Origin of the sequence: Micromonospora sp. NPDC049801 (assembly GCF_040656575.1) — a bacterium.
GTDB lineage: Bacteria > Actinomycetota > Actinomycetes > Mycobacteriales > Micromonosporaceae > Micromonospora.
Window position 1 is genome coordinate 24,443 of the sequence record NZ_JBFAMS010000015.1, and the last position, 25,548, is coordinate 49,990.

24 protein-coding genes are annotated in these 25,548 nt (G+C 70.8%); 10 read left to right on the forward strand and 14 right to left on the reverse strand.

The genetic code is table 11. From position 1 onward, the window contains the following. The first annotated feature begins 83 nt into the window (after nt 1-83). The gene (locus AB0I89_RS25010) at nt 84-1,544 is read left to right on the forward strand and encodes a CCA tRNA nucleotidyltransferase (RefSeq protein ID WP_357131332.1); all 1,461 of its coding nucleotides are present in this window, start codon (nt 84-86) and stop codon (nt 1,542-1,544) included. Nucleotides 1,545-1,649: 105 nt separating this feature from the next. Here the strand turns inward: AB0I89_RS25010 and AB0I89_RS25015 are convergent, their stop codons facing one another. From AB0I89_RS25015 to AB0I89_RS25030, 4 genes are read right to left on the reverse strand one after another with little or no spacing between them, the layout of a single operon-like run. Next, complete coding sequence (locus tag AB0I89_RS25015; RefSeq protein WP_357131335.1) at nt 1,650-3,146, reverse strand: SPFH domain-containing protein; 1,497 nt, start codon at nt 3,144-3,146, stop codon at nt 1,650-1,652. Between the two features lie 28 nt (nt 3,147-3,174). Further along, the gene (locus tag AB0I89_RS25020) at nt 3,175-3,696 is read right to left on the reverse strand and encodes a hypothetical protein (protein WP_357131797.1); all 522 of its coding nucleotides are present in this window, start codon (nt 3,694-3,696) and stop codon (nt 3,175-3,177) included. Between the two features lie 40 nt (nt 3,697-3,736). After that, nucleotides 3,737-4,849 (reverse strand): hypothetical protein, encoded by a 1,113-nt coding sequence (locus AB0I89_RS25025; protein WP_357131338.1) that lies wholly within the window; start codon nt 4,847-4,849, stop codon nt 3,737-3,739. Then, nucleotides 4,846-5,364 (reverse strand): SigE family RNA polymerase sigma factor, encoded by a 519-nt coding sequence (locus tag AB0I89_RS25030; RefSeq protein ID WP_357131341.1) that lies wholly within the window; start codon nt 5,362-5,364, stop codon nt 4,846-4,848. The genes AB0I89_RS25025 and AB0I89_RS25030 overlap by 4 nt, the downstream gene beginning before the upstream one ends. Before the next feature lie 69 nt (nt 5,365-5,433). Between AB0I89_RS25030 and AB0I89_RS25035 the strand changes: the two genes are divergently transcribed. After that, nucleotides 5,434-5,913, forward strand: a complete 480-nt coding sequence (locus AB0I89_RS25035; protein WP_357131344.1) for a methylated-DNA--[protein]-cysteine S-methyltransferase — start codon at nt 5,434-5,436, stop codon at nt 5,911-5,913. A 147-nt stretch (nt 5,914-6,060) separates the two neighbouring features. Here the strand turns inward: AB0I89_RS25035 and AB0I89_RS25040 are convergent, their stop codons facing one another. Continuing rightward, nucleotides 6,061-7,140, reverse strand: a complete 1,080-nt coding sequence (locus AB0I89_RS25040) for an inositol-3-phosphate synthase (RefSeq protein WP_357131347.1) — start codon at nt 7,138-7,140, stop codon at nt 6,061-6,063. A 23-nt stretch (nt 7,141-7,163) separates the two neighbouring features. Next, nucleotides 7,164-7,802, reverse strand: coding sequence for a PadR family transcriptional regulator (locus AB0I89_RS25045; RefSeq protein WP_355048596.1), 639 nt, complete (start codon nt 7,800-7,802; stop codon nt 7,164-7,166). A 175-nt stretch (nt 7,803-7,977) separates the two neighbouring features. Between AB0I89_RS25045 and AB0I89_RS25050 the strand changes: the two genes are divergently transcribed. The 3 genes from AB0I89_RS25050 to AB0I89_RS25060 all read left to right on the forward strand — a co-directional run bounded on the left by AB0I89_RS25050 (nt 7,978) and on the right by AB0I89_RS25060 (nt 13,149). Beyond that, nucleotides 7,978-8,433, forward strand: coding sequence for a DUF5318 domain-containing protein (locus tag AB0I89_RS25050; protein WP_357131351.1), 456 nt, complete (start codon nt 7,978-7,980; stop codon nt 8,431-8,433). 197 nt (nt 8,434-8,630) lie between these two features. Next, nucleotides 8,631-11,432, forward strand: coding sequence for a transglycosylase domain-containing protein (locus AB0I89_RS25055; protein ID WP_357131354.1), 2,802 nt, complete (start codon nt 8,631-8,633; stop codon nt 11,430-11,432). 196 nt (nt 11,433-11,628) lie between these two features. Beyond that, nucleotides 11,629-13,149 carry a glycosyltransferase 87 family protein gene (locus AB0I89_RS25060; RefSeq protein ID WP_357131357.1) on the forward strand — a complete coding sequence of 507 codons (1,521 nt, stop codon included), beginning with the start codon at nt 11,629-11,631 and terminating at the stop codon, nt 13,147-13,149. Between the two features lie 125 nt (nt 13,150-13,274). Here AB0I89_RS25060 and AB0I89_RS25065 read toward each other — a convergent pair whose 3' ends face one another. Both AB0I89_RS25065 and AB0I89_RS25070 read right to left on the reverse strand, forming a co-directional pair. Further along, nucleotides 13,275-15,500, reverse strand: coding sequence for a hypothetical protein (locus tag AB0I89_RS25065; protein WP_357131360.1), 2,226 nt, complete (start codon nt 15,498-15,500; stop codon nt 13,275-13,277). Then, entirely contained in the window at nt 15,497-16,288 is a 792-nt protein-coding gene (locus tag AB0I89_RS25070; RefSeq protein WP_357131363.1) for a deoxyribonuclease IV, read from the reverse strand. Before AB0I89_RS25070 ends, AB0I89_RS25065 begins: the two co-directional genes overlap by 4 nt. A 631-nt stretch (nt 16,289-16,919) precedes the next feature. Between AB0I89_RS25070 and rpsF the strand changes: the two genes are divergently transcribed. The 4 genes from rpsF (at nt 16,920) to rplI (ending at nt 18,579) form a co-directional block, all read left to right on the forward strand. Then, complete coding sequence (rpsF, locus tag AB0I89_RS25075; RefSeq protein WP_007453836.1) at nt 16,920-17,210, forward strand: 30S ribosomal protein S6; 291 nt, start codon at nt 16,920-16,922, stop codon at nt 17,208-17,210. 90 nt (nt 17,211-17,300) lie between these two features. Next, on the forward strand, nt 17,301-17,837 hold the full coding sequence (locus AB0I89_RS25080; protein ID WP_357131366.1) for a single-stranded DNA-binding protein: 537 nt from the start codon (nt 17,301-17,303) through the stop codon (nt 17,835-17,837). A gap of 41 nt (nt 17,838-17,878) precedes the next feature. Then, complete coding sequence (rpsR, locus tag AB0I89_RS25085; protein WP_007073789.1) at nt 17,879-18,118, forward strand: 30S ribosomal protein S18; 240 nt, start codon at nt 17,879-17,881, stop codon at nt 18,116-18,118. A 14-nt stretch (nt 18,119-18,132) separates the two neighbouring features. After that, nucleotides 18,133-18,579, forward strand: coding sequence for a 50S ribosomal protein L9 (rplI, locus tag AB0I89_RS25090; protein ID WP_007453817.1), 447 nt, complete (start codon nt 18,133-18,135; stop codon nt 18,577-18,579). Nucleotides 18,580-18,666: 87 nt separating this feature from the next. On the opposite strand, the gene AB0I89_RS25095 is transcribed toward rplI, so the two are convergent. After that, entirely contained in the window at nt 18,667-20,265 is a 1,599-nt protein-coding gene (locus AB0I89_RS25095; protein WP_357131371.1) for a hypothetical protein, read from the reverse strand. Between the two features lie 397 nt (nt 20,266-20,662). Between AB0I89_RS25095 and dnaB the strand changes: the two genes are divergently transcribed. Further along, nucleotides 20,663-22,066 carry a replicative DNA helicase gene (gene dnaB / locus AB0I89_RS25100; RefSeq protein ID WP_357131374.1) on the forward strand — a complete coding sequence of 468 codons (1,404 nt, stop codon included), beginning with the start codon at nt 20,663-20,665 and terminating at the stop codon, nt 22,064-22,066. A 78-nt stretch (nt 22,067-22,144) separates the two neighbouring features. Here the strand turns inward: dnaB and AB0I89_RS25105 are convergent, their stop codons facing one another. From AB0I89_RS25105 to AB0I89_RS25125, 5 genes are all read right to left on the reverse strand, one after another. Continuing rightward, a complete protein-coding gene (locus AB0I89_RS25105) occupies nt 22,145-22,339 on the reverse strand; it encodes a helix-hairpin-helix domain-containing protein (RefSeq protein ID WP_357131378.1) in 195 nt (64 codons plus the stop codon). A gap of 19 nt (nt 22,340-22,358) precedes the next feature. Next, nucleotides 22,359-23,036 (reverse strand): maleylpyruvate isomerase N-terminal domain-containing protein, encoded by a 678-nt coding sequence (locus tag AB0I89_RS25110; RefSeq protein ID WP_357131381.1) that lies wholly within the window; start codon nt 23,034-23,036, stop codon nt 22,359-22,361. A 96-nt stretch (nt 23,037-23,132) separates the two neighbouring features. Continuing rightward, nucleotides 23,133-23,522, reverse strand: coding sequence for a zf-TFIIB domain-containing protein (locus tag AB0I89_RS25115; RefSeq protein WP_357131384.1), 390 nt, complete (start codon nt 23,520-23,522; stop codon nt 23,133-23,135). 22 nt (nt 23,523-23,544) lie between these two features. After that, the gene (locus AB0I89_RS25120; RefSeq protein WP_357131387.1) at nt 23,545-24,177 is read right to left on the reverse strand and encodes a phosphoribosyltransferase family protein; all 633 of its coding nucleotides are present in this window, start codon (nt 24,175-24,177) and stop codon (nt 23,545-23,547) included. Between the two features lie 41 nt (nt 24,178-24,218). Then, the gene (locus AB0I89_RS25125; protein WP_357131390.1) at nt 24,219-25,541 is read right to left on the reverse strand and encodes a glycosyltransferase 87 family protein; all 1,323 of its coding nucleotides are present in this window, start codon (nt 25,539-25,541) and stop codon (nt 24,219-24,221) included. Nucleotides 25,542-25,548: the final 7 nt, after the last annotated feature.

Genomic DNA, 25,548 nt, shown 5'->3' on the forward strand with positions numbered 1-25,548 from the left:
CGTCACAGACCTTAGTCAACCCGCACCCGTTACCCGCGCCCGGCGGATCGGATCACACCCCGGCCCGATAGGCTGGCGATCCCATGTCCGAAGCCTCCGCTCCCCACGCCGCCGACCGCCGCGACCTCACCGCCGCGCAGCGCAACGCCGTCGCCGAACTGCTCCGGGTCTCCCCGGTCGCCGACGAGCTGGGCCGCCGTTTCGTCCGTGCCGGCCACGAGCTACACCTGGTGGGCGGTTCGGTACGCGACGCGCTGCTCGGCCGACTCGGCGACGACCTCGACTTCTGCACCGACGCCCACCCCGACGAGACGCTGCGGATCATCAAGGGCTGGGCCGAGTCGATCTGGGAGACCGGCCGCGAGTTCGGCACCATCGGCGCCCAGCGCGACGGCCTCCGGCTGGAGGTCACCACCTTCCGCGCCGAGTCGTACGACCAGGTCAGCCGCAACCCGGTGGTGGTGTACGGCACCAGCCTCGACGAGGACCTGAAGCGGCGCGACTTCACCATCAACGCGATGGCGGTCAGCCTGCCGGACCACCGCTTCACCGATCCGCACGGTGGGCTGGCCGACCTTTCGGCGCAGGTCATCCGTACCCCCAGCACCCCGCGGGAATCCTTCGGCGACGACCCGCTGCGCATGCTGCGGGCCGCCCGGTTCGCCGCCCAACTGCGCTTCGCCGTCCACCCGGACGTGCACGTCGCGATGACCGAGATGGCCGCCGACCTGGACCGGATCACCGCCGAGCGGATCCGTGACGAGTTCACCAAGCTGCTCTGCGGCGCGGACCCGATCACCGGGCTGCGTCTGCTGGTCGACACCGGTCTGGCCGAACGGTTCCTGCCGGAGCTGACCGGGCTGAAGCTGGAGATCGACGAGCACGCCCAGCACAAGGACGTCTACGAGCACACGCTGACGGTGGTCGAGAACGCGGTCTCCTACGAGGAGGAGGGCTGCGACTTCGTCCTGCGGATGGCCGCCCTCATGCACGACGCGGGCAAACCGGCGACGAAGGCCGTCGGGTCCGACGGCCGGGTCAGTTTCCACCACCACGAGGTGGTCGGCGCCCGGCTGACCAAGGCCCGGATGAAGGCGATGCGGTACCCCAAGGAGATCACCGCGAAGGTGACCGCGCTGGTCGCGCTGCACCTGCGCTTCTACGGGTACGGCCGGGGCGAGTGGACCGACTCGGCGGTGCGCCGTTACGTCGCCGACGCCGGTGACCTGCTGCCCCGGCTGCACAAGCTGACCCGCTCGGACTGCACGACCCGCAACCGTCGTAAGGCGGCCCAGCTCGCCGCCGACTACGACGCGCTGGAGGAGCGGATCGCCCGGATCGCCGCCGATGAGGATCTGGCCCGGGTACGCCCCGACCTCGACGGCAACGCGATCATGGAGCTGCTCGGCGTACCTCCGGGGCCGATCGTCGGGCGGGCCTGGAAGCACCTCAAGGAACAACGCCTGGAGCACGGCCCCCTGGACCGCGACGCCGCCGAGGCGGAGCTGCTCCGCTGGGCCCGCGCCGAAGGCCTGATCCCCTAATCTGCCCCACCCCCGGTCGCGCCGAGCCCCACCGAACGCCGGCAAAGCGTAAGGAAGGGCCCCCTGTTATCGCCTGGCGTTGTATAGGGGGCCCTTCCTTACGCCTCAGGCGTCGAGGGTGGGCTTGGTTGCTCCGTTCGTGGATGCCGAGCCGAGGCGGGCCAGCAGGCCGGCCAGGTCGATGCCGGTGAGGTCGCTGCCGAGCTGCAGACCCTGCGCCACGTTGCCGGCCACCGACTTCGTCAGCGACGACGCGCCGTCGGTGGAGATGACCGTCATCTTGTCGATCGCCCCGATTGGAGCGCTGGCCGCCTCGACGACCTGCGGCAGGACCTTGACCAGCAGGTCCAGCACCGCGGCCTCGCCGTACGCGGCGAACGCCTCGGCCTTGCGCGCCATCGCGTCGGCCTCGGCCCCACCCCGGGCCAGGATGGCCGCCGCCTCGGCCTGACCCTCGCGCTCGACGGCCTCGGCGATCGCGGAGCGCCGCCGCTGCTCGGCCTCACCCTCCTTGGCGCCCTCGATCGCGTTCGCCTCGGCGAGGGCCGCCCGTCGGGCCCGCTCGCCCTCACCGGTGAGCCGCGCCTGCTCGGCGGAAGCCTGCGCGGCGGCGATGACGGCCTGGCGCTGCGCGTCCGCGCTGAGCACCGCCGCGTTGCGGGCCGCCTCGGCCTCCTGCTCCACCTTGTACCGGGCGGCGTCGGCCGGCTTGCGCACCTCGGTGTCCAGTTGGCGCTGCTTGAGTTCGGCGTTGCGCTCGGCCACCTTCTGCTGCTCGGAGAGGATGGCCTGGTCCCGTTCCGCCTGGGCGAGCGGCCCGGCCGCGGCCGACCTGGCCTTCGCCGCGTCGATCTCCGCCTGGATGCCGGCCTGCTTGAGGGCCAGGTTGCGGTTCGCCTCGGCGATGGCCTCCTCGGCGAGCAGCCGCTCCTGCTCGGCCTGCTGCCGGGCCCGCGCCTCGGCGATGGCCGCGTCCTTGAGCACCCGGGCGGCCTCGGGGCGGCCCAGGTCCTGCAGGTAGGAGCCCTCGGCGAGGATGTCCTGGAGTTGGAAGGTGTCGAGCACCAGACCCTGGTTGGTCATCGAGTGCTCGGCCTCCTCGGCCACGGCGCTGGCGAACGCCGCCCGGTCCCGGATGACCTCCTCGACGGTGAGCCGGCCGACGATCGAACGCAGCGCGCCCGCCAGCACCTCCCGGGTGAAATTGTCGATCTCGTCCTGTTGGTGCAGGAACCGCTGGGCGGCCGCCCGGATCGCGTCCTCGGTGCCGCCGACCTTGACGATCGCCACGCCGTGCAGGTCGGCACGGATGCCCTGCTTGCTGACCGCGCCCCGGATGCCGACGTCGATCCGTCGGCTGGACAGGTCGAGCGACTGGAGCTTCTGCACCACCGGGAGCACGAAGACCGAGGCGCCGAGCACCACCTTCTGCCCGGAGGTGTCGGTCGACCGGCCGCCGTCGGCGGTGTGCGTGGTGCGTCCCTTGCGGCCCGTGACGATGAATGCCTCATTCGGCCCGGCCACCTTGATCCGGGACAGCACGAACAACACCAGGACGAGCGCGAGGACGACCGCGCCCACGACAGCTATCAACAGGGGCATGAAGGGGGGTCCTGTCTACGAGAAGGAATCAGTAGGTCTCGACGTGCACGCTTGTCTCACTCAGCGCCTGCACGACGAAGACCTGCGCGCCGAGCGGGATCGGCTGGTCGGCGCGGGCGTTGAGCTTGATCGGCTGGCCGGCGACGCGTACCCGCACCTCGCCGTACCCGTTGAGGGGTACCGGCGTGACGACCAGGCCGAGCGCGCCGACCAGGTCGTCGCGGGTGGGGGTGGCGTCGGTGCGCATGTTGCGCGCCGCCCGACTGAAGCGCGACGCCAGCCACGCGGTGGGCACGGCCGCGAGCACACCGCCGGCCGCCGCGCCCGCGATCATCCCGGGGGTACGGGCACCCAGCAACTCGTTCACGATCGCTCCGCCGAAGCCGAACGCTCCGGCAAAGCCGGCGACCGTCTCGGTGGAGATCGGGCCGTCCACGTCTGGGTGTCCGAAGTGGAGCAGCCCGCTACCGAGCAGGGCGAGCGCCAGCACCGCGACGCCGGCCCCACCGATGATCAGAAAGATGAGCGTCCCCGTGGCCACGACCTGCACGGTATCGACGCCGCGCAACGCCGATGAACGGTCGATCGGCTCAACGAGGCGCCACGCTCACCTCCAACTCGGACAGCTGTTCGGGCAGCGGCTGGCGGACGAGTTCGCGCCCCGTCGTGTCGGCCAGCACGACGTCACCCTGGTACGGCTGCCGGTAGAGCAGTCGGTCGTCTTCGACCCAGGCGGCGTCGGCGACCGGCAGCGGATTGACGACCCGCCCGGTGGCGGTCTCCACCAGCAGCGGCTCCTGTTGGCCCTGCACGACGACCAGGCGCCCGTCCGGCGACCAGGCCCACGGTCCGGCGGGATCGCCAGGTAGCGGCTCCGACCGGGTCGGTCGTCCGTCGTCGGCGGAGAACATCTGCACGCCACTTCGGGGGTGCCGGACCGCCTCGGACCGTGGCTTGCCCTGGGCGGTCTGTGGCAGTGCCACCTCCCGGCCGTCCCGGGTCCAGACGAAGGAGCACTGGTCGGTGCAGAAGTAATTCTTCCGGGACACCTCGTGGGTACGCTTCGTGCCGTTCCGCTCGACCACGACGAAGCCGAAGTGGTCCAGCGCGGTGGTGGTGAACAGGAGGCGGCGACCGTCCGGTGACCAGGTCGGGCGGTTCAGCGCACGGCCGACCTCGTGCCAGCGGGTCTTCCCGGTCGCCATGTCGACGAGGCCGACCTCGCGTGGACGGTCCTGCTCGACGACCGCCACCAGCGATCCGGTCGGTGCTGGGTAGATGCCGTCGTAGCGGTCGGTGGGGACGTAGCGGCCCCGGCTCCGGTCGAGCAGGAATCCGCCGCCCGAACCGCCGGTGAACTGCGCCCGGGTCACCACCCAGTTGCCGGGCAGCACCAGCGGTGTGAGGGTCCAGTTCGCTGCCGGGACGGGCCGGACCGACGGTGACGAGGTGATCGAGGGTGAGGGAGTCACGGTCGGGGGCGGCGTCGCCGGGTTCGGGGCCGGTCGGGGTCGGAGCAGCACGAATGGCACGGCCGTCGCGACGATCGCGACCATTGCCGCCGCGCTGATGACCAGTCGTCGCTGACGGCGCAGCCGGCGACCCCGGCTGAGCGCCTGGCCGGCGAGGCCCGGAGCGGGTGCGGCGCCGTTGGCGAGGTCGCGGACGGCCCGGCGGAGCATCTCGTCCAGATGCGTGGTCATCGCGTCACCCCCGGGCGGTCGGTCAGCTCGTCCAACCCCGGTACCAGGCGTCGGAGCCGGGCCAGCGCCCGGGAGCTCTGGCTGGCGACCGTTCCGGCCCGGCAGCCGAGGAGTGCCGCGGTCTGCTCGACGCTCAGGTCCTCCAGGTAGCGCAGCGTCAGCACGGCCCGTTGCCGTGGCGGCAGCGCCCGCAGAGCCTCCAGCAGCAGCAGGCGCAGATCCGTTTCGCTGCCGTCGTCGTCGGCTGCCGCCAGCTCCGGCACCTGGGCCACGGGCACCTCACTGCGCCGCGCTCGTCGTCGCCAGCCGGACACCTGATCGTGGTAGAGGATGCGTTTGACGTACGGCTCGGCATCGCCCCTGATCCGCGGCCAGCGGGCGTACGCCTTCGCCAGCGCGTTCTGCAGCAGGTCCTCCGCCGCGTGCTGGTTCCCGGCCAGCGCGTACGCGACGCGCAGCAGGGCGGCACCCCGCTCCTCAACGAACGTGGTGAATTCCCCGTCGACCTCCGCCACCGCCCACCTCCGTAGTTCAGACGCCGAGCGGCAGCGGAACTTTGCCTCGTCGCGGGGGACAATGGGTTTGTGCGCTGGACTGTGCTCGACTCGCCGATCGGGGAATTCTCCGTGGCCACCGATGGCACGAGTGTGTGCGGAGCCCACTTCGGTCGGGTGGACACGGCCGTCGAGGAGCCGGGCGATCCGCTGTCCCGGCAGGTCGTGGCCGAGCTGCGGGCGTACTTCGCGGGTGCGTTGACCGCGTTCACGGTTCCCTTGTCGGCCCCGCGCGGCTCCGAGTTCGAGCGGGCGGTGTGGCGGGAGATGACCCGCATTCCGTACGGCGAGACGCTGACGTACGGCCAGGTGGCGCGGCTGGTCGGCGATCCCGGAGCGGCACGGGCGGTGGGGGTGGCCTGCAACCGCAACCCGATCCCCGTGATCGTGCCGTGTCACCGGATCGTCGGCGCGGGCGGCAAGCTGGTCGGTTTCGGCGGCGGCCTGCCGCGCAAGGTCAGGTTGCTGGAGCTGGAGGCGGGGGTGGCTCTGCGGCAGGCCTGGTCCTGACTCGTTGCTCGTTGGCTGCTGAGCGACGCGACACGCCGAACAGGGTGCTGCTGGGCTGCCACCGATCGCCGCACCGGCAGTGCCCGAACGCGGCGAGGGCCGGGTCCTGTCGGACCCGACCCTCGGCCGTGCTGGTGGTTCAGCGGGTCAGCGCTCGACCTCGCCGGCGATGAACTCCTCCACGGCCTGGTGGGCGTCGTGGTCGGCGTACTGCACCGGCGGGGACTTCATGAAGTACGACGAGGCCGACAGGATCGGGCCGCCGATCTTGCGGTCCAGCGCGATCTTCGCGGCCCGGACGGCGTCGATGATGACACCGGCCGAGTTCGGCGAGTCCCACACCTCGAGCTTCAGCTCGGCGTTGAGCGGGGTGTCGCCGAAGGAGCGACCCTCCAGGCGGATGTACGCCCACTTGCGGTCGTCCAGCCACGGCACGTGGTCCGACGGGCCGATGTGCACGTCGCTCTTGCTCATCTCGTGCGGGATCTGCGAGGTCACCGACTGGGTCTTCGAGATCTTCTTCGAGACCAGGCGGTTGCGCTCCAGCATGTTCATGAAGTCCATGTTGCCGCCGAAGTTGAGCTGGTACGTGCGCAGCAGCTCGACACCGCGGTCCTCGAAGAGCTTCGCGAGCGCGCGGTGCACGATGGTGGCGCCGACCTGGCTCTTGATGTCGTCGCCGACGATCGGCAGGCCCGCATCGGTGAACTTCTGCGCCCACTCGGGGTCGGAGGCGATGAAGACCGGCAGGGCGTTGACGAACGCGCAACCGGCGTCGATCGCGGCCTGGGCGTAGAACTTGTCGGCCTGCTCGGAGCCGACCGGCAGGTAGGAGACGACGACGTCGACCTGCGCGTCGCGCAGCGCCTGGGCCACGTCGACCGGGGTGGCGTCGGACTCCTCGACGATCTCGCGGTAGTACTGGCCCAGACCGTCGAAGGTCGGGCCGCGCTGCACGGACACGCCGGTCGGCGGCACGTCGCAGAGCTTGATGGTGTTGTTCTCGCTGGCGACGATCGCCTCCGCGAGGTCCATGCCCACCTTCTTGGCGTCGACGTCGAACGCCGCGACGAACTCAACGTCAGAGACGTGGTAGTCGCCGAAGGTGACGTGCATGAGACCCGGGACGCGGTCGTTCGGGTCGGCGTTGCGGTAGTACTCGACGCCCTGAACCAGGGACGAGGCGCAGTTACCCACACCGACGATGGCGACGCGGACGGAGCCCATAGCGTCTGCCTCCTTCTTTTCTGTCACGGCCGCTCTTTCCTGGTCTCTCCAGGCGGAGGCGGGCTGTTGTCTTCTCGTCGGCCACCGGCTGTCCCCAGGTGGGGGACCGTCGGGGCTCGGCCGGAGCGCTCGTTGGCAATGAGCTCCTCCAGCCAGCGGACCTCACGCTCACAGGCGTCCAGGCCGTGGCGCTGCAGTTCCAAGGTGTAAGCGTCGAGGCGCTCGGCCGCCCGGCCCAGCACGTCGCGAAGGCCTTCACGACGTTCCTCGATCTTGCGGCGGCGACCCTCCAGAATGCGCAGGCGGGTCGCCTGGTCGGTCCGGGCGAAGAACGCGAAGTGCACACCGAAACCCGTGTCGTCGTACGTCTCGGGCCCGGCCTGTGCGATGAGCTGGGCGAAGCGTTCCTTGCCCTCCGCGGTGATTTTGTAGACCACCCGACCTCGTCGGCTGGTCAGCGCGGGAACCTCCTCGGCGGTGGCGGGTGTCTCGGCGGCTTCGGTGATCCAGCCCGCCGCCTGCAACCTGCGCAGGGTCGGGTAGAGCGAGCCGTAGCTGATCGCCGCCCGGATCGCGCCGAGTTTGGCGGTCAACTCCTTGCGCAGCTCATAGCCGTGCATCGGAGACTCCTGCAGGAGGCCGAGGATGGCGAATTCGAGCACGAGCCACCCTCCCTTTACCCTCCGGCGCGGAGCGGTAACCGCCGCGATGTATCGGACCGATACATCGCACGTTAGCGGCTGCCGCCGGCCAGGGCAAACCCCCGTTCCGGGGTGCTTCCGTCACGCATCGTGACCGTGGTCGCCTCGTCGGGCCGGACCGCGTACCCTTCACCGCATGCGTACGCAGCGCCAGATCGTCGACTACTCGCTTCAGAAGCGAGCAGTGCTGCGTGAGCTGATGGCCAGCCGCATCGGTACGTACGACGTGTGTGACGCGTCGCCGTACCTGAAGAACGCTGCACGCTTCCACGGTGAGCCGACCGACCTGCGCTGCCCCATCTGTCGCAGCGAGAATCTGACCCTGGTCCACTACATTTACGGGGACGAACTCAAGCAGTCCGCCGGACAGGCCCGGACGCTCGCCGAGCTGCCCGTACTGGCGATGACGCTACGTGAGTTCCAGGTCTTCGTGGTGGAGGTGTGCCTCGGCTGTGACTGGAACCATCTCGTCGAGCAGTACCTGCTCGGCCGGGACGGTCTCACCGGCGACGGCGACGGTGTTGGCGCTGACGGGCAGGACGCCGCGGCCACCGAAGGCGTGGGTCGGCGGAGGCGAGAGGCGCAACGGTGATCTCAGCGGGTTGGACCGGCTCCGGGGCTGGGGACATGACCCGGGACGGCCGACCACTCGTTGGTCCGATTAGCCCGATTGATTCGGCAATGACCCTGGCGAACCGGCACCCTCGTGCCGGCGGTCCGGGTGAAGCAACTCACGGCAACCCGGTGGCGGCGCTGTCGCGCCCCACCGCGACCGGCAGGGTGTGAAGAATGAACTCGTACGGCGATCCCAGCTCCGCGCGCGGTCGGGCCCAGTACCCGGGCCCGGACGGTGACCCCGGACCGGGCGCGGACGACGCGTACCGCAGACCCGGCGGTGACTCCCGCGCGGGCGGTTGGTCCTCCGCGGAGCCCGCGGCGCCCCCCGGCCGGGCCTCGGTGACACCGAGAGCCGCCGGCGGTCGCGCGTCGGTCGGTGGCTCGGCCTCCGTGCCGCCCCCCGGCGCTGCCGCCGGATCCGCATCGGTGGGCTCGGCCACGCCCGGCCGCAGCGGTCGGGCCTCGGTGCCGGTGTCGCCGGCACCGGGTGCGGCCGCGGGTCGCGCCGGCGCCGGACGGGCCTCCGTCCCGGTGTCCCCTGCGCCGGGAGCGCCCGCCGGTCGGGCCCGGGTGGGCACCGCCGCCGTCGGCGCCGCCTCGGCGGGCCGGGCCAGTGTCGGCTCCGCGTCGGTGGGTGGCCGTGCCGCGGTCGCTCGGGCGAGCGTCTCGCCGGTCTCCGGCGGGCCGGGTGGTCCCGGCGGTCCGAATGGCCCGGGCGGACCGAACGGGCCCGGTCGCGGTGGCCGGGGCGGTCGCGGCGCGGGTGACCCCGCCGCGGCGGCGCGGGCCAAAAAGCGCAAGCGGATGAACCTGCTGATCGCCGGGTTCGCCGTCTTCATCATGCTCGCCGGTGCCGGCGTGGTCGGGTTCACCTACTACTCGACAAACGTGGTCATGCCCGAGGAACTGCCGCTGCCGCTGTCCACCACGGTGTACGCCAAGGACGGCAAGACCACACTGGCCAGGCTGGGCAGCGAGAACCGCACCTTCGTCACCATCGACCAGATTCCGGAGCACGTGCAGCACGCGGTGGCCGCAGCCGAGGACCGGAACTTCTACCGGCACTCCGGCGTCGACTACAAGGGCATCGTCCGTGCCGCCTGGAACAACGTCTCCAACGGTGACAAGCAGGGCGCGTCGACGATCACCCAGCAGTACGCCCGCAACGCGTTCGAGAATCTCCAGGACGACACGTACGGCCGCAAGGTCAAGGAGGCCATCCTCGCCTCCAAGCTGAACGACGCGTACAGCAAGCCGGAGATCATGCAGCACTACCTCAACGTCATCTACTTCGGGCGTGGCGCGTACGGCATCGAGGCCGCGGCACAGACGTACTTCGGCAAGCCGGCGATCAAGCTCACGCCCGCCGAGGGCGCGGTCCTGGCGGCGCTGATCAAGCAGCCGGTGGCGACCGACACCCACAAGGGTTACGACCCGGCGGTCAACCCGACCGACGCGAAGACCCGGTGGGACTACGTGATCGACGGGATGAAGAAGGAGAAGTGGCTGGACCCCGCCGCCCCGATCGCGTACCCGAAGGTGCTGCCACCGAAGAAGGGCGGCAACGGCTTCGGCGTCGACAGCCCCCGGGGCAACGTCATCAACTACGTCCGTCAGGAGATGGACGCGATGGGCCTCTGCTCCGACAGCGGCGCGGAGGGTAAGACGAGCTGTGTCGACGCGCTGCGCGACGGCGGCTACCGGATCACCACGACCATCGACCCGAAGCTCCAGACGGCCGCCGAGAACGTCGCCATGCAGTCGAAGAAGGGCTCGGAGCTCAACGACCAGCCCAAGAACCTGATGGCGGCGGTGGTCTCGATCGACCCGAAGAAGGGCCGGGTGCTCGCCTACTACGGCGGTGACAGTGGCGCCGACTTCGACTACGCCGGCAAGAACACCGACAAGAACGGCGACCTGGCCGGCGGTCACGCTCCGGGCTCGTCGATGAAGGTCTACACCCTGGCCGCCGCGATCGAGGCGGGCATCTCGGTGAAGTCGCACTGGGACCCCACGCCGTACAAGCCCGAGGGTTCCAAGGTCGCGATCGGTAACGCCGGCCGGACCAATCTCAAGTGCGGCAAGTACTGCACCCTCGAAGAGTCGACGATCCAGTCGTACAACGTGCCGTTCTACTGGGTCACCAAGGAGATCGGCGCCGAGAAGGTGGTCGACATGGCGCACAAGGCCGGCGTGACCACCATGTGGGGAGTCGACCCGCCGCAGGCGTTCGACCTGTCGAAGAAGGGGCCGAACCCGTTCGACAACTACACCGGTTTCGGCAAGTACCCGCTCACCGTGTTCGACCACGCGAACGCGATGGCGACGTTCGCCAATGACGGCAAGTACATCAAGGCGCACTTCGTCATCAAGGTGGAGCAGCAGGACAAGAGCAACGGTAAGTGGAAGGTCGTCGGCAGCGAGCGCATCAAGCCCGAGCAGCGGATCGACAAGAAGGTCACCGACGAGGTCACCGCGGTCCTGAAGCAGATTCCCGCGCCCAACAATCTCTCGTTGGAAGGCGGCCGCCAGGCCGCCGCCAAGACGGGCACCTGGGAGTACAACAGCAAGGACAACGCGCACGCCTGGACGGTCGGCTACACCCCGCAGATCGCCACGGCCGTCTGGGTGGGCAGTCGGGACATCAAGAAGCCCGAGATCCGTCTCGCGAGCGGTAAGCCCATCGGCGGTTCGACCCTTCCCGGCCCGATCTGGGAGAAGTACATGAACACCGCCCTCAAGGGTCAGGAGGAGATCCCCCTGCCCACCGTCACCGGTGAGGGCGACATCACCAAGGGCAACGGCAAGGAGCCGGCCGCGCCACCGCCGCCGCCCCCGGGTCAGCCCGGCCAGCCGGGGCAGCCGTGTGACCCGCTGACCAATCCGTTCTGCCCCCGCAACGACGGCAACCCCGGCGGGAACAACCCGGGTGGGCCGGGTGGTCCCGGTGGTCCCGGCGGTCCGAACGGTTAACCGCCACCCGACCTGCCACTGAGCACCCTGGAACAAGAGCCACAGCGCACCCGCCGCCGCCGGCCGGACGACCTGTCCGGCCGGCGGTTGACGTAGTGGCACCGGGCACTTGTCGCTTGTCGACGGTGCGGGTTGTGACCTCGACGGGTACACGAGTACATGACGCACCGCTGCGAGTACGGCAGGATGCCTCTCTATGAGCACCCAGTCGACGCCCGGCATCGACGACGCCGGAACCACCGACCACCCGTCCCGCTCCGACGGGTTCGTTCGCGGCCTGTCCGGCGCCATCGGCGGACCGCTGGGCGACCACGCGACGGCACTGGACCGGCCGGCCGGGCAGGAACGACGATTCTGGACCGCCGTCCGGATCGTCCTGGCGCTGGCCTGCCTCACGCTCGCGCTGCACTGGGTGCAGAAGTCCCCGTGTCAGGACGGCGCGTGGCAGAACAACGTCCAGTACAACCGGTTCTGCTACACGGACGTCCTCGCCCTCTACTACGCCGAGGGCCTCAACGAGGGCAAGGTGCCCTACCGGGATCACCCGGTGGAGTACCCGGTGCTCACCGGCTACTTCATGGGCGCCCTCGGTCTGCCGGTGCACGCGATCGGCAAGGGGGACCCGAGCATCAACCAGGGTCAGTGGTTCTACAACCTGAACGCGCTCGTGCTGGGCGCGCTCGCCGTGGCCACCGTCGCGGTGATCCTCGCGTTGCGCCGACGACGACCCTGGGACGCCGCCCTGTTCGCGCTCGCCCCGGCGTTGCTGCTCACCGCCACCGTCAACTGGGACCTGCTCGCCATCGGGTTGGCGGCGTTCGGTCTGTTGGCCTGGGCCCGGCGACAACCGGTGGTGGCCGGAGTGCTGCTCGGGTTGGCCGGCGCGGCGAAACTCTGGCCGCTGTTCCTGCTGGGGCCGATCCTCGTCCTGGCGCTGCGGGCCAACCGGCTCCGCGCCGCGCTCACCGCGCTCGGCGCGGCGGTGGTGGCCGTGGTGCTGGTGAACCTGCCGGCCTACCGCGCCAACCCGGACAACTGGGGTCGGTTCTTCGAGCTGAACACCACTCGGCCGATCGACTGGGGCACGCTCTGGTACATCGGGCGCTACCTCGACGGCAAGGTCGGCAACGACCCCGGCGAGCAGGGCCCGTTCGAATGGTTGAACACCAACATCCCGACCCTCAACACCATCTCGTACGCCCTGTTCGGGCTGGCCTGCATCGGCGTGGCGGTGCTGGCGCTGCGGGCCCCGCGCCGGCCGCGGCTCGCCCAGCTCGCCTTCCTGGTGGTCGCCGCGTTCCTCATCTTCAGCAAGGTCTGGTCCCAGCAGTTCGTGCTCTGGATGCTGCCGCTGGTGGTGCTGGCCCGGCCGAAGTGGGGTGCCTTCCTGGCCTGGCAACTCGCCGAGGTCTGCTACTTCGTGGCCTTCTACGGTGAGCTGCTGGGCGCGGCGACCAGCCGTCCCGTCTTCCCCGAAGGGGTGTTCGTGCTGGCCTCGACGCTGCGGCTGGCGACCGTGGTGACCCTGTGCGTGCTTGTCGTGCGGGAGATCCTGCACCCGGAGCAGGACGCGGTACGCGCCACCTACGCCGACGACCCGGACGGCGGCGTACTGGACGGCGCACCGGACGCCCACTGGCTGGACCGCTGGCGCCGCCCCGCGACCAATCCCGACCTGGAGCCCGAAACCGCCGCCGCCACCGCCACCGCCACCTGATCCCCAGGACCTGACGCGCCGAACCCACGTCAGGTTTGCGGGGGAGCCCGCCCGGCGCAGGGATCAAGCCTGACCGCCCGGAGCCGGGCGGGCTCCCCCGCAAACCGCCCCAGAGGGCGAGCGCATCAGAGCCGATACACCACTGCGTCGCCGACCTCCTGGCGGGTGATGCCGAGCGACTCGACCGGCGCGTCGATGGTGATCTCCCATGGCGTGCCGGGCACCTCGTCGCGTAGCAGCACCACCGTCCGCACGCCGTACGTTCGCAGGTAGTTGACGCTGGTCTGGTCGGGGAACGACTGGCTGGCCCGGCGGAGTTCGTCGAGCTGCCGGGGCGTGAAGCCGCTGCCGCCGTTCGCCACGTCCGGGAACCCACTCGTCGACCAGAGCATGACGTGCTGGTCGATGCCCTGGTCGCTGGGGAGGACGAGCAGCGGACCCTCCGCCGAGCGCATCGCGGCGGGCTGCCTCGGCACCACCGGATGCGGGGTGGCGTTCAACCCTTCGACGGTGACCAGCAGCAGCGGTAACAGCGTGGCGATCCGCAGCCACGGGCCGGGCCAGGACGGCACCCGCTGCGCGGCCAGCTCACGGACCCGGTCGGTGAGGGCGGTGACCGCGCCGGCCGCGAGCAGCGCGAGCAGCAACGTGATCCAGAGCATCAACCGTCCGGGGGTACGCAGCGCGTTCCAGCCCGGCGCGTGCTCGAACAGCGGCACGTAGGTGAAGGTGCCGTCGAAGAAGCGGGTGCCCATCGCGAACACCATCGTGACCAGCACACCGCCGAGCAGGAACAGGCGGTGTCGCAGCCGCCAGACCGAGAAGAACAGCCCGCCGAACGCCAGCGCGTAGAGCACGAAACCCGGCAGCAGTGTCATCTCCGCATGGAACGGCAGCGCCGCGCGGGCACCCTCGTGCAACCCACCCCAGATCCGCGACTCCGCGGGCGCGGTCACGAAGCCGGACGCGGGGGGCGAGAAGATGGAGATGTCGTCGACGGTCCGCTCGGCGTACGGGTGCAGCTCGGTCACCTGGAAGTACGGGAACGCCATCAGCGCCCCCACCCCGGCGAAGAACAACCCGCCGACCAGGTCGGCCACGAGCAGCCGGCGGCCGAACGGCAGGGTACGACCGGACCGCAGCCACTTCACTCCGAACAGCACGGCGGCGACCAGCGCGGCGGCGGCCAGGAAGTACGCGAACGGCAGGCCGATGCCGAAGCCGAGGCTGATCTGCCAGGCCGCCACCAGCCAACCGCCGTACACCCAGCCGTCGTGCCGTCGTTCGGGCCGGTAGCCGTGGCGCAGCGACCAGCCGTGCCCCCGCGCGAGCATCGCGAGGGCCAGCGGGATGCCACCGTTGGAGAGCACGTGCAGGTGCCCGGCCTGGGCGAGCAGCCACGGCGCGTAGGCGTAGCCGACCCCGGCGACGGCGGCGCCGATCCGGCCGGCCCCGAGCTGCCGGGCCAGGGCGTACGCCCCGAGCGTGGCGAGCGCGTGCGCCAGCACGAACATGATGTTGTAGCGCAGCACCGCGTCCTCGGGGCCGCTGCCGAGCATCCCGGCCGGGGCGTAGCCGAGCAGCGTGTCGGAGAACGCGAAGCTCCACAGCTCCGGGAAGAACGTGTTCGACTGCCACAGGCGGGCCGGGTCGGCCAGCAGGATGTGGCCGGACCAGGCCATCTGCCACGCCTGGAGGCTCGGGTCCCAGGTGTCCTGCGGCAGGGTGTAGCGCGGGTAGCGCAGTGTCGGCCAGGTCATCAGCACGGCCAGCGCCAACGAGGCGAGGGCCGCCAGGGTCCACTCGTGGACCAGGGAGCGGCCCACCGGGCGGGCGGCCCGGGTGAGCCAGCTGGGCCGGGGCTCCGGTGCCGAGGCGAACGCCTCCCAGCGGTCGGGGTCGACCGGCTTGGCCTCGTCGGTCGCCTTCGCGGTCGACTCGTCGTCCTTGGCGGTGGCGTCCCTGGCGTCGTCGGCCTTCTTCTCGCCGTCGCTGGTCGTACCGACGCTCGTGGCCTTGTCGGCCTTCTTCTCGCCGTCGCTGGCTGTACCGACGGTCGTGGCCTTGTCGGCCTTCTCAGCGCCGCCCCTGGCGCGACCGTTCCTGCCGGGGGTGCCCGTCGCGGCCGTGCCGGCGGTGTTCGCGGCCTGCTCGTCGGCGGCGCTTTTCGCGGCCGTGCTGGCGCTCGTGCGAGCCTTCCCCTGCGCCGGGTCGTCGCGGGTCGCGCCGTTCGTGGTGGTTCCGGGCGAGGCGGCCGGGGTGTCACCGGTGGGCGGCGCGGCCGGTCGGATGGGTTGGTCGCCGGTGGACGCGGGCCGAGCCTTCCCCGGCTTGGACTGGCCGGTCGTCATGCTGCCGGGCGCTCCGTCGGGAGCTGCTGGCGCAGGAAGTCGATGTCGGCGGCCTGGCCCTCGACGCCGCCCGGGGTCTCGACGACCACCGGCGCCCCGGCGGCGCGGATCACCGCCACTACCAGCTCCGGGTCGATCGTCCCGCCGTCGAGGTTGTCGTGCCGGTCCTGCCCCGAGTTGAACGCGCCCTTGGAGTTGTTGGCGTGCACCAGGTCGATCCGGCCGGTGATCGCCTTGACCCGGTCGACGAGGCCGAGGAGCTCCTCACCTCCGGCGTACGCGTGGCAGGTGTCCAGGCAGAAGCCGACCTCGTAGTCGCCGACTGCGTCCCAGAGCCGGGCCAGCGCGTCCAGCCGGCGGGCGCACGCGTTGTCGCCGCCGGCCGTGTTCTCGATGAGGACCGGCACGCCGAACCCGCCGGAGTCGGCCGCGTACGCGAAGGTCTTGCGCCAGTTGTCGAAGCCGACCGCCAGGTCGTCTCCGGCGTTGACGTGCCCACCGTGGACGATCAGGCCCTTGGCGGCGATCTCGGCCGCCGCGGTCGCGTGCCCGAGCAGCAGCTTGCGACTGGGGATCCGGATGCGGTTGTTGAGGGTCGCCACGTTGATGACGTACGGCGCGTGCACGTAGAGGTCGACGTCGGTGGCCCGCAGCCGCTCGGCGTCCTCCCGAGGCTTGGGTGCCTTCCATCCCTGCGGGTCGGAGAGGAAGAACTGCACGGTGTCGGCGGACCGTGCTGCTGCCTCCGCCAGCGGGTCGGTCGAATCGACGTGGGCTCCGATACGCATGGCAGCGAGCCTACGTCGGGACCACGGCGGGTGTGCTGACGGTCGGCGCGATGTCGTCACTCCGGCCGTCGGACGATCGTTGAGGGGATGGGATCCGACGAGCGGGGCCCGGGGCTGGGCGCGACGAGGTGCCCGGGTACGACCAGCGGGTGTTCGTCGGCCCGACAGCGAGGTCACCCCTGCGGCGCGGCCCGGCGTCGCTGGGGGAGACCCGTCGTAGTGCCAGATCGGCCCGGATCCACAATCTCGGAAATTTCTGCCTTTTCGCCCTACACGGGACGACACCCGTTGTATCGTCAGATAACAACACGATAAAGCTCCGCGGGGCGTCTCCGGTCCAACCTCATCGGTGTGGTCGTTCCTCCCCAGGTCCCACCCAAGGAATGCGGACGGGACGCTCCGCGGCCTCGTTGACGGGGGCTCGCCACCGACCAGTGACGGTCGGGTGGCGGGCCCCCGTCGGCATGTCCGGGGCACTGGCCCGACCACCCCGGGCATGATCGTCCGGACCGGGTATCCTGGTCAGGTTGTCCGCGTCCGGCCGGGTTCCCCCGGCACGTGCGGGCAGCGACGCACGACCTCCTGCCACGGAAGGACCGTGGCCGCTTAGCCCACAGGAGGTGAGCACGTCTTGCGTCATTACGAGATCATGGTGATCCTCGACCCCAGCCTCGAGGAGCGCACCGTCGCCCCGTCGCTCGACACGTACCTGAACGTGATTCGGACCGCGGGTGGCTCGGTTGAGAAGACGGACGTGTGGGGCCGCCGGCGCCTCGCGTTCGAGATCAACAAAAAGGCCGAGGGCATCTACGCCGTCGTCGACCTGCAGGCCACGCCTGCTGCCGTGGCCGAGCTGGACCGTCAGCTCCGGCTGAACGAGTCCGTGCTGCGCACCAAGGTCATCCGGCCGGAGATGCGCTAAGCATTCTGTCCGGCATTCAACCCGGTTCGCCCGGATCAGCCTCCGCGACTCTGTCGTACGGCTCTGAGAGCCTGTACGACGAGACGCTGAGTGCGCGAGGAGATGGTCATGGCAGGAGACACCACCATCACGGTCATCGGCAATCTGACCGATGACCCCGAGTTGCGGTTCACCCCCTCCGGGGCTGCGGTCGCCAAGTTCCGTATCGCCTCGACGCCCCGATTCATGGACAAGGCGTCGGGCGAGTGGAAGGACGGCGAGCCGCTGTTCCTCGCTTGCACCGTCTGGCGGCAGGCCGCCGAGCACGTCGCCGAGTCGCTGCAGCGCGGCGCTCGGGTGATCGTCTCGGGCCGGCTGCGTCAGCGGTCATACGAGACCCGCGAGGGTGAGAAGCGCACCGTCATCGAGCTTGAGGTCGACGAGATCGGCCCGTCGCTGCGCTACGCCACGGCGAAGGTGCAGAAGATGTCCCGCTCCGGTGGCGGTGGCGGCGGCTTCGGTGGTGGCGGCGGTGGTGGTGGCCAGGGTGGCGGCGGAGGCAACTTCGACGACCCCTGGGCTTCGGCCGCACCCTCTCCCGCGCGTGCCGGTTCGGGCGGCAACTTCGACGAGGAGCCTCCGTTCTAATGGCGCCGAGCGCCCGCGATCGCAAACCAGGAGCAAGGTCAATGGCCAAGGCTGCGGCACTTCGCAAGCCTAAGAAGAAGGTGAACCCGCTCGACAAGGACGGGATCACCTACATCGATTACAAGGACACGGCGCTGCTGCGCAAGTTCATCTCCGACCGCGGCAAGATCCGCGCTCGGCGGGTCACCGGCGTGACCTCGCAGCAGCAGCGGCAGATCGCCCGCGCGGTCAAGAACGCCCGCGAGATGGCGCTCCTGCCGTACACCGCAACGGCCCGCTGAGAGGAGGCACCGATATGAAGATCATCCTGACTCAGGAAGTGTCCGGCCTCGGTGCCCCGGGCGACATCGTCGAGGTCAAGGACGGCTTCGGCCGTAACTACCTGCTGCCGCAGGGCTTCGCGATCGCCTGGACCAAGGGCGCGGAAAAGCAGGTCACGGTCATCAAGCGGGCCCGCTCGGCCCGTGAGATCCGCGACCTCGACCACGCCAACGAGGTCAAGGGCCAGCTCGAGGGTCTCAAGGTCAACCTGAAGGCCCGTGCCGGCGACGGCGGGCGGCTCTTCGGCTCGGTCACCTCGGCCGAGATCGTCGACGCCGTCAAGGGCGCCGGCGGTCCGGTCCTCGACCGTCGTCGGCTGGAGGTGCCCGGTCACATCAAGTCGACCGGCACCTACCCGGTGAAGATCAAGCTGCACCCCGAGGTCACCGCGTCGTTCAACCTGAACGTCGTTCAGGGCTGACGACCCGCTGGACCACGACGAAGGCCCGCACCGAGCGATCGGTGCGGGCCTTCGCGCATACGCCACAAGTGATCCGGCTCGCCAGCCTCAGCCGATCGGTTGACCGGTCACCGCGCTGATCAGCACCGTGGACAGACCACCACCGACCACCGCCGCGGCGAGCGCGATCGTCGCCGACCGCCACGTCGTGCCGACCCGCCGCAGCAGCGCAGCCACCACCAGGCTGCTCACCAGCGCCAACCCGAAACGCGGGGAACCGGCGAGCAACGACTCCAACGCACGGGACCGTGCGGAGTCGCAGCCACCCCCGGAGATGTCGGTGACACAACCGGCGGGCGCCTGCCCGTCCAGCGTCAGCAACCACAGGAAGATCAGCACGGCCGGCACCACGTAGCAGGCGGTGGTGTACAGCAGCGGCCGGACCGACCCACCGGGATCAGGGTCGAGGAGGTCATCCTCCAGACGCCGCGCCCAGCCGCCCGCCGCCACCGACTCGACCCGCCGCCGCACCGCCGCCGTACCGACCGGCGACCGGTCCGCCCGACGCACGGTGCCGGAAGGGGGTACGGGCGCACTACGCGGTCGCGGGGCGGTGTAACCCACCACCGGCGACCGAGGCGCCGACGTCGTCGTGGTGTCCATCCAGCGCGGATCGTCACCGGACAACCGCGTACCGGGCCAGAAACCGCTGTCCCGGCTCGGCCATCCCTCCGTCAGTCGATCCGAGCGGGGTGGCAGCGTCCGGTCCCACTGGTCGTCCTCGACCGCAGACCGCTCCCACTGGCCGGTGCGGTCCGACCGCTCCCAACCACCGACACTCTCCCCCTGCGACCACTGCCCGCTCAGGTCCGTGGTGTCCGGGCCGGGCGGCGGCCACGCGTGCACGCCCGACGCGTCCCACGGGTCCACCGCGGGCGCGTACGACGGATCCGGCTCCGCCGGCCGCTCCGACCCGCGTTCCCAGGGATCGACCGCCGGACGAGTCCACGACTCCTCCGCCGCGCGCCGGCTGCGCCGCGTCGGTCGGCTCACCTCCGGGCGGGACGTCGCCTCGGCCGGGCCGGCCTCCAGGTCCCCACCGGACCAGATCACCTGCGGACGACCGGCCGGCGCACGACGGGGACGACGGTCGGCGGCCGCACCGGAGACCGGCTCCTCCTCCGCCGAGTCGGCGCGTCGGCGGCCCGCATAGCCCTGCTCCTGGGGACGGTCGAGCGTCCACTCCCGGGTGTGGTCCGATTCGGGGCCCGCGCCGATCGCTGGCTGCTCGCGCCGACCACCCGCCCCGATCGCCGGCTGCTCGCGCCGACCGCTCGCACCGATCGCCCGCTGCTCGCGCCGACCGCTCGCGTCAGCCCAGCGTCTGCCCGTCGTCTCGGCGCTGCGCCAACCGGCGCCGGAGCTCGGACGCTCCGGCTCCACCTCGTCCTGTGCCTCGTCGGGCGCGGCGTGTCGTCCACCACCGTCGGCACGCTGGACCCCCGATTCCAGCGCCCACCGCGGCAGGTAGGCGTCGACCGGCTCGTCCTGCCCACGGTCCCGCGCACGCCGCCGACTGGAGGTGCGGTAGGGCGCGTCCTCGTCGTACGGATCGGCCGGAGCGGGCAGCGCGGGCTGACCCCACGAGGCGGTTGACGGACGCTCCCGCGGGCTGCCCTCCCCGCGTCCCCAGTCCCGGTAACTCACGGCCGGAGTGTGACCCTTCTGAACCCAAAGCGTGATCCGCTGTCCAGGTGTAGCCGTTCGCTGGAGATAGTACGGGAAGATCGTGTAAAAGAACCGACCGAAATATTCTCCTCCACAGGGTGGGGACCGCATATCGCCAGGTCAACGACCTGCGGCCGAGAATTCCCCAGCGGTTGTCCACAGGCTGTGCACACCCTGCGCACATGCTCGCCCACCGGCGTCCACAGGTTGTCCCGAGGCTCGTCCACCGTGCTTGTTGAGTCGCTGACCTCGGGGTCCGTATGGTTGGCCCTCGACCGCCGGCGCGATGGCCCCCGATCGACCGGTTCCGGTCGGGAGAACTGTCGTACCCGGGCGGTAATGCTGGGACGGATCCGACGCAGTGGAGGGGGGACCGGTGTCGGTCACCGACGACATGCGGGCGGAGGCCCGGTCCGGCAACGGCCAGCCACCCGTGCAGCGGGACGGCCAGTTCGACAAGACTCCACCCCAGGACGTCGCTGCCGAGCAGTGCGTCCTCGGCGGCATGTTGCTCTCCAAGGACGCCATCGCCGACGTCGTCGAGATCCTCAAGACCAACGACTTCTACCGGCCGGTGCACGCCACCATCTTCGACACCATCCTCGACATCTACGGCCGGGGTGAGCCGGCAGACCCGATCACCGTGGCCGCCGCCCTGACCGACTCGGGCGACCTGGCCCGCATCGGTGGCGCTCCCTATCTGCACACCCTCATCGCCAGCGTTCCCACCGCCGCCAACGCCTCGTACTACGCCCGCATCGTCAGCGAGCGTGCCGTGCTGCGTCGGCTCGTCGAGGCCGGCACCAAGATCGTGCAGCTGGGCTACGGCACCGCCAGCGGCGGCAGCCGCGACGTCGACGACGTCGTGGACCTCGCCCAGCAGGCCGTCTACGACGTCACCGAACGCCGGGTCAGCGAGGACTTCGCGATCCTGGCCGACATGCTCCAGCCGACGCTGGACGAGATCGAGGCGGTGGGCGCGCAGGGCGGCGTGATGACGGGCGTGCCGACCGGCTTCAGCGACCTGGACCGGCTGCTCAACGGCCTGCACGCGGGGCAGTTGATCATTGTGGCCGGGCGGCCCGGTTTGGGAAAATCTACGGCGAGTATGGACTTTGCCCGAAATGCCGCCATTCGCGCCAACCAGGCCGCTGCCATCTTCTCGCTGGAAATGAGCAAGGTCGAGATCGTCATGCGACTGCTCTCGGCCGAGGCGCGGGTGCCGCTGCACGTGCTGCGCAGCGGGCAGCTCTCCGACGACGACTGGACCAAGCTGGCCCGCTGCATGGGTGAGATCAGCGAAGCGCCGTTGTTCGTCGACGACACGCCCAGCATGAACCTGATGGAGATTCGCGCGAAGGCCCGCCGACTCAAGCAGCGGCACGACCTCAAGATGATCGTGGTCGACTACCTCCAGCTGATGACCTCGCCCAAACGCACCGAAAGCCGCCAGCAGGAGGTCGCCGACCTCTCCCGTGGCCTCAAGCTGCTGGCCAAGGAGGTCGAGTGCCCCGTCATCGCGGTCAGCCAGCTCAACCGTGGCCCGGAGCAGCGCACCGACAAGCGTCCACAGTTGTCCGATTTGCGTGAATCGGGTTCAATTGAGCAGGATGCAGACGTTGTCATCCTGCTGCATCGCGACGATTACTACGACAAGGAGTCACCGCGGGCGGGCGAAGCGGACTTCATCGTTGCCAAGCATCGAAATGGCCCGACCGACACGGTGACGGTCGCAGCCCAACTGCACCTCTCGCGATTCGTGGACATGGCCATCGGATGATCGGCGTCCGCGGGGCGCCGTACGGCTCGCCAATCCGCCGCCGGCCGAATCGCCCGAGGCAACGGCTGGAGACAGGCATCACCCCAGGCTGAGGTCGTGCTTCTCAAGAGCGGCCTGGATGATGTCGAGCGCCTTCGGGCCCATGCCGTGCAGTGCGGCCAGCTCCTTACGGGGCACCCCGGCCAACTCGCGCAGAGTCGTGTAACCGGCGTTGTGCAAGGCGCGGGTGGCCGGCGCACCGATCTTCGGCAGCAGGTCGGTTGAAGAATCCATGTGTCCACGGTGCATTACGTCACCCCAGCAGAGGGAACCAGCCCGCCGCCTCGCCCAACTCCAGCCGGTCCCGGTCGGTGAGCGGCAGCCGGCCGGTCGCCTTCAGCAGGAACTCCTGGTCATCCCACCCGGCAGGGCGTACGGCGTCGTCGCTCAACAGGCCATCCATTGTGGACACCGCCACGCGCACCGCCAGCGGTCCGGGCGGCGGCGCGGCCGGCAGCTCCACCGTGAGGTCCAGGTGGTGCACCACGGCCTCGGTGGTCAGGGTCGCCAGGAGATCGGGTACGCGCAGCACGTGGCCCTGTGTGGTCACGTACCCCTCGGGGTCCGCGAACCCGGCGGCGCGGACCGCCGCCGGGGCGGTCTCCCGCCACAGCCGGACGATGGCCGTCGGCCGGTCGAAGGCGGACGCCGACCGCCGGATCCACCAGGCGTGCCGGGCTGCCTGTTCGTCGCCGCCCGGGAAGCCCCGCCAGTAGGAGACGTCGTCCACGTCTGCCGGACCGTCGACCGGGCTGGCCAGGGCCACCAGTGCCCGCTGGGCGTCGCCGAGCACGTGCAGGAGCAGGTCGGCGACGAGCCAGCCCTGGCATCGGGTGGCCCGTTGCAGGTCAGCGTCGTCGAGGGCGTCGACCACTGCGGTGATGCCGTCGTACGCCTCGGCGAGGGCCTCGTCGTGCCGGGTGGCGGTCATGCGATGCAGCCTCGCACGGACCGCCGGGTCAGCCAATCACTCGCGGCGTTGCCCGGGTCGACGTGGATCGACCCGGGCAGGAAGACTCGGCTGGGCTCAGCCGAACATCTCGTCGAGGAAGCTCTTGCGCTTCTTGTGCCGGTAGTGGCCGTGGTAGCCGTAGTGCTGCTGCTGCTGGTGGCCATAGGCAGGCGCCGGCGGGTAGCCGTGCGCGGGCGGCGGGGGCGGCGGTGGCGGGACGGCGCCGTAACCGGGCTGGTGCTGGGCGGGCGGCGGCGGTGGGGGCGCGTAACCGCCCGGCTGCTGGGCCGGCGCGGTCGGCCCGGCCTGTTGGCGACTCCAGTTGGCCTCTGCCTCGAACAGCTTCTCGAGCTCGCCGCGATCGAGGAAGATGCCCCGGCACTCGCCACACTGGTCGATGACGACGCCGCTGCGCTCGTACTGGCGCATCTCGCCGCGACACTTGGGACAGATGAGGTCACTCATCACCCGACGGTACCCGGTCGACCTAAGCGATTGCTGTGAGCGCCGCGATGACTTCGTCGTCGGAGACCTCGTGGAAGTCGTCGTAGTAGACGCTCACCGAGCCGAACTCCGGCGGGCGTTGGGCGCAGATGACCTGGTCGGCTTCGGCGGCCAGCAGCTCGTACGCCTCCTGGGCGCCGACCGGCACAGCCACCACGACGCGGCGGGCGCCGAGCCGGCGGGCGACCTCGACGGCGGCACGGGCGGTCGCGCCGGTGGCCAGACCGTCGTCGACGATCACGGCGACGCGTCCGGTGAGGTCCAGCGGTGGGCGACCGCCCCGGTAGAGCCGCTCGCGGCGCTCCAACTCGACCTGTTCGCGGTGGCTGACCTCGGCGATGTCGCTGCTGCCGAGGCGGCTGGCGATCGCGTCGTTGAGCACCTGCACGCCACCGGGGCCGAGCGCGCCGAAGGCGACCTCCCGCGCCCAGGGCATGCCGAGCTTGCGGACGACCAGCACGTCGAGGGGGACGCCGAGCCGTTCGGCGACGACCTGGGCCACCGGTACGCCGCCGCGGACCAGGCCGAGGACGACGGCGTCCGGGTCACCGACCAGGGCGGTGAGCCGTTCGGCGAGCACCCGGCCCGCCTCGGCGCGGTCGCGGTAGGTGGTCATGCCCTCAGGTGTACGCCGTGCGACGTCGTTTCGCCCGCCGGTTACGCCGATGTGGCCCGACCGGGCAGGTGCTCGGGCGTCGGGGTGGTGGGTGCGGACTCCGGGCGGTGCACCGCGGGTGCCCAGACGAGCAGCGCCACCGGGTAGAGCAGGTAACCGAACCGGGTGGAGGGCATGAGGGCGATGGCGGCGAGTAGCCCGTACCCGCAGATCGAAGCGACGGTCGCGGCGGTGCCGGGCGGGCGTCGCGCGAGCCGGACGGCGATGGCCGCGCCGGCCGCGACCAGGAGGGTGGCGGCGATCAGCCGGCCTCCCGGCAGGGTGGTGGCGATCAGGTGGCCGGGGAACGGAGACTGCGCCGGGCTGGTGACCAGGCCGTGGCCGAGGGGAAAGCGCAGCACGTTCTCGGTGAGGGCCCCGCGGTCGACGAGCAACGCCGGGAGCAGGGCGAGCACGGGTAGCCCGATCGCGCCGGCCGCGACCCGGGCGCCGGCTCGCCGGGTCAGACCCCAGACGATCAGGACCAGGGCGATCGGCCAGGCGAACAGCTTCAGCGCGCCGGCCAGGCCGACCGCGAGACCGGCCCGGCCCGGCCGTCCGGCGGCGGCGAGCGCGAGGGCGAGCAGGCAGAGCGCGAGTACGGGTAGGTCGTCGCCGCCGGTGGCCAGGGTCAGCGCGCAGACGGGCAGGACGGTGGCGGCCTGCACTCCCCGCAGCAGGGCGGCGTCCCGCCGCTGTTTCGCGTCGAGGGTGGCTTGCGCGGCGCGCAGCGCGACCACGGCCAGGGCGAGCGCCAGCGCGGTGCCCAGCGCGAACCACACCCGGGCGTCGGTCCACCAGACGTCGACGAGGGCTCGGGGCAGGCCGAACATCGCCATGCCCGGCTGGTACGGCGTGTATCCGAGCAGTTGCTCACCGGGCGGCAGGGCGGCGATCGCGTCCCGACCGAGGTACGGCGTGGCATGGTCGAGCAGTCGGATGCCGGCCTGCTCGACGACCAGCACTTCCTCCTGGGCCCGGTCGGTGCGTCCGTTGGCCCGTTCGATGCTCTGCCAGAGCACGGGTACCAGTGCGGTGGTCACCCAGGCGAAACCCGTCACCACCCAGCGGGAGGCGAGGCCGGCCAGCCGGGGGCTGCGTCGGCGCAGCACGAGTTGGACGATCACCGCCATCGTCGCGACCAGGTAGCCGACGGCGGCGACGGCACCCCAGGCCCGGTGCGGCAGGAGGGTCGACGTGCTCACGGTGATCGCCGCGAACAGGGCCGACACGGTGTAGAGACCCAGGTCGAGGACGAGTCCGCCGGCGGCGGTGTCGAGCGTCCGCCAGCGCTGGTGAAGGGCGGTCGGGGCGTCGGCGGTCACGGCCGCC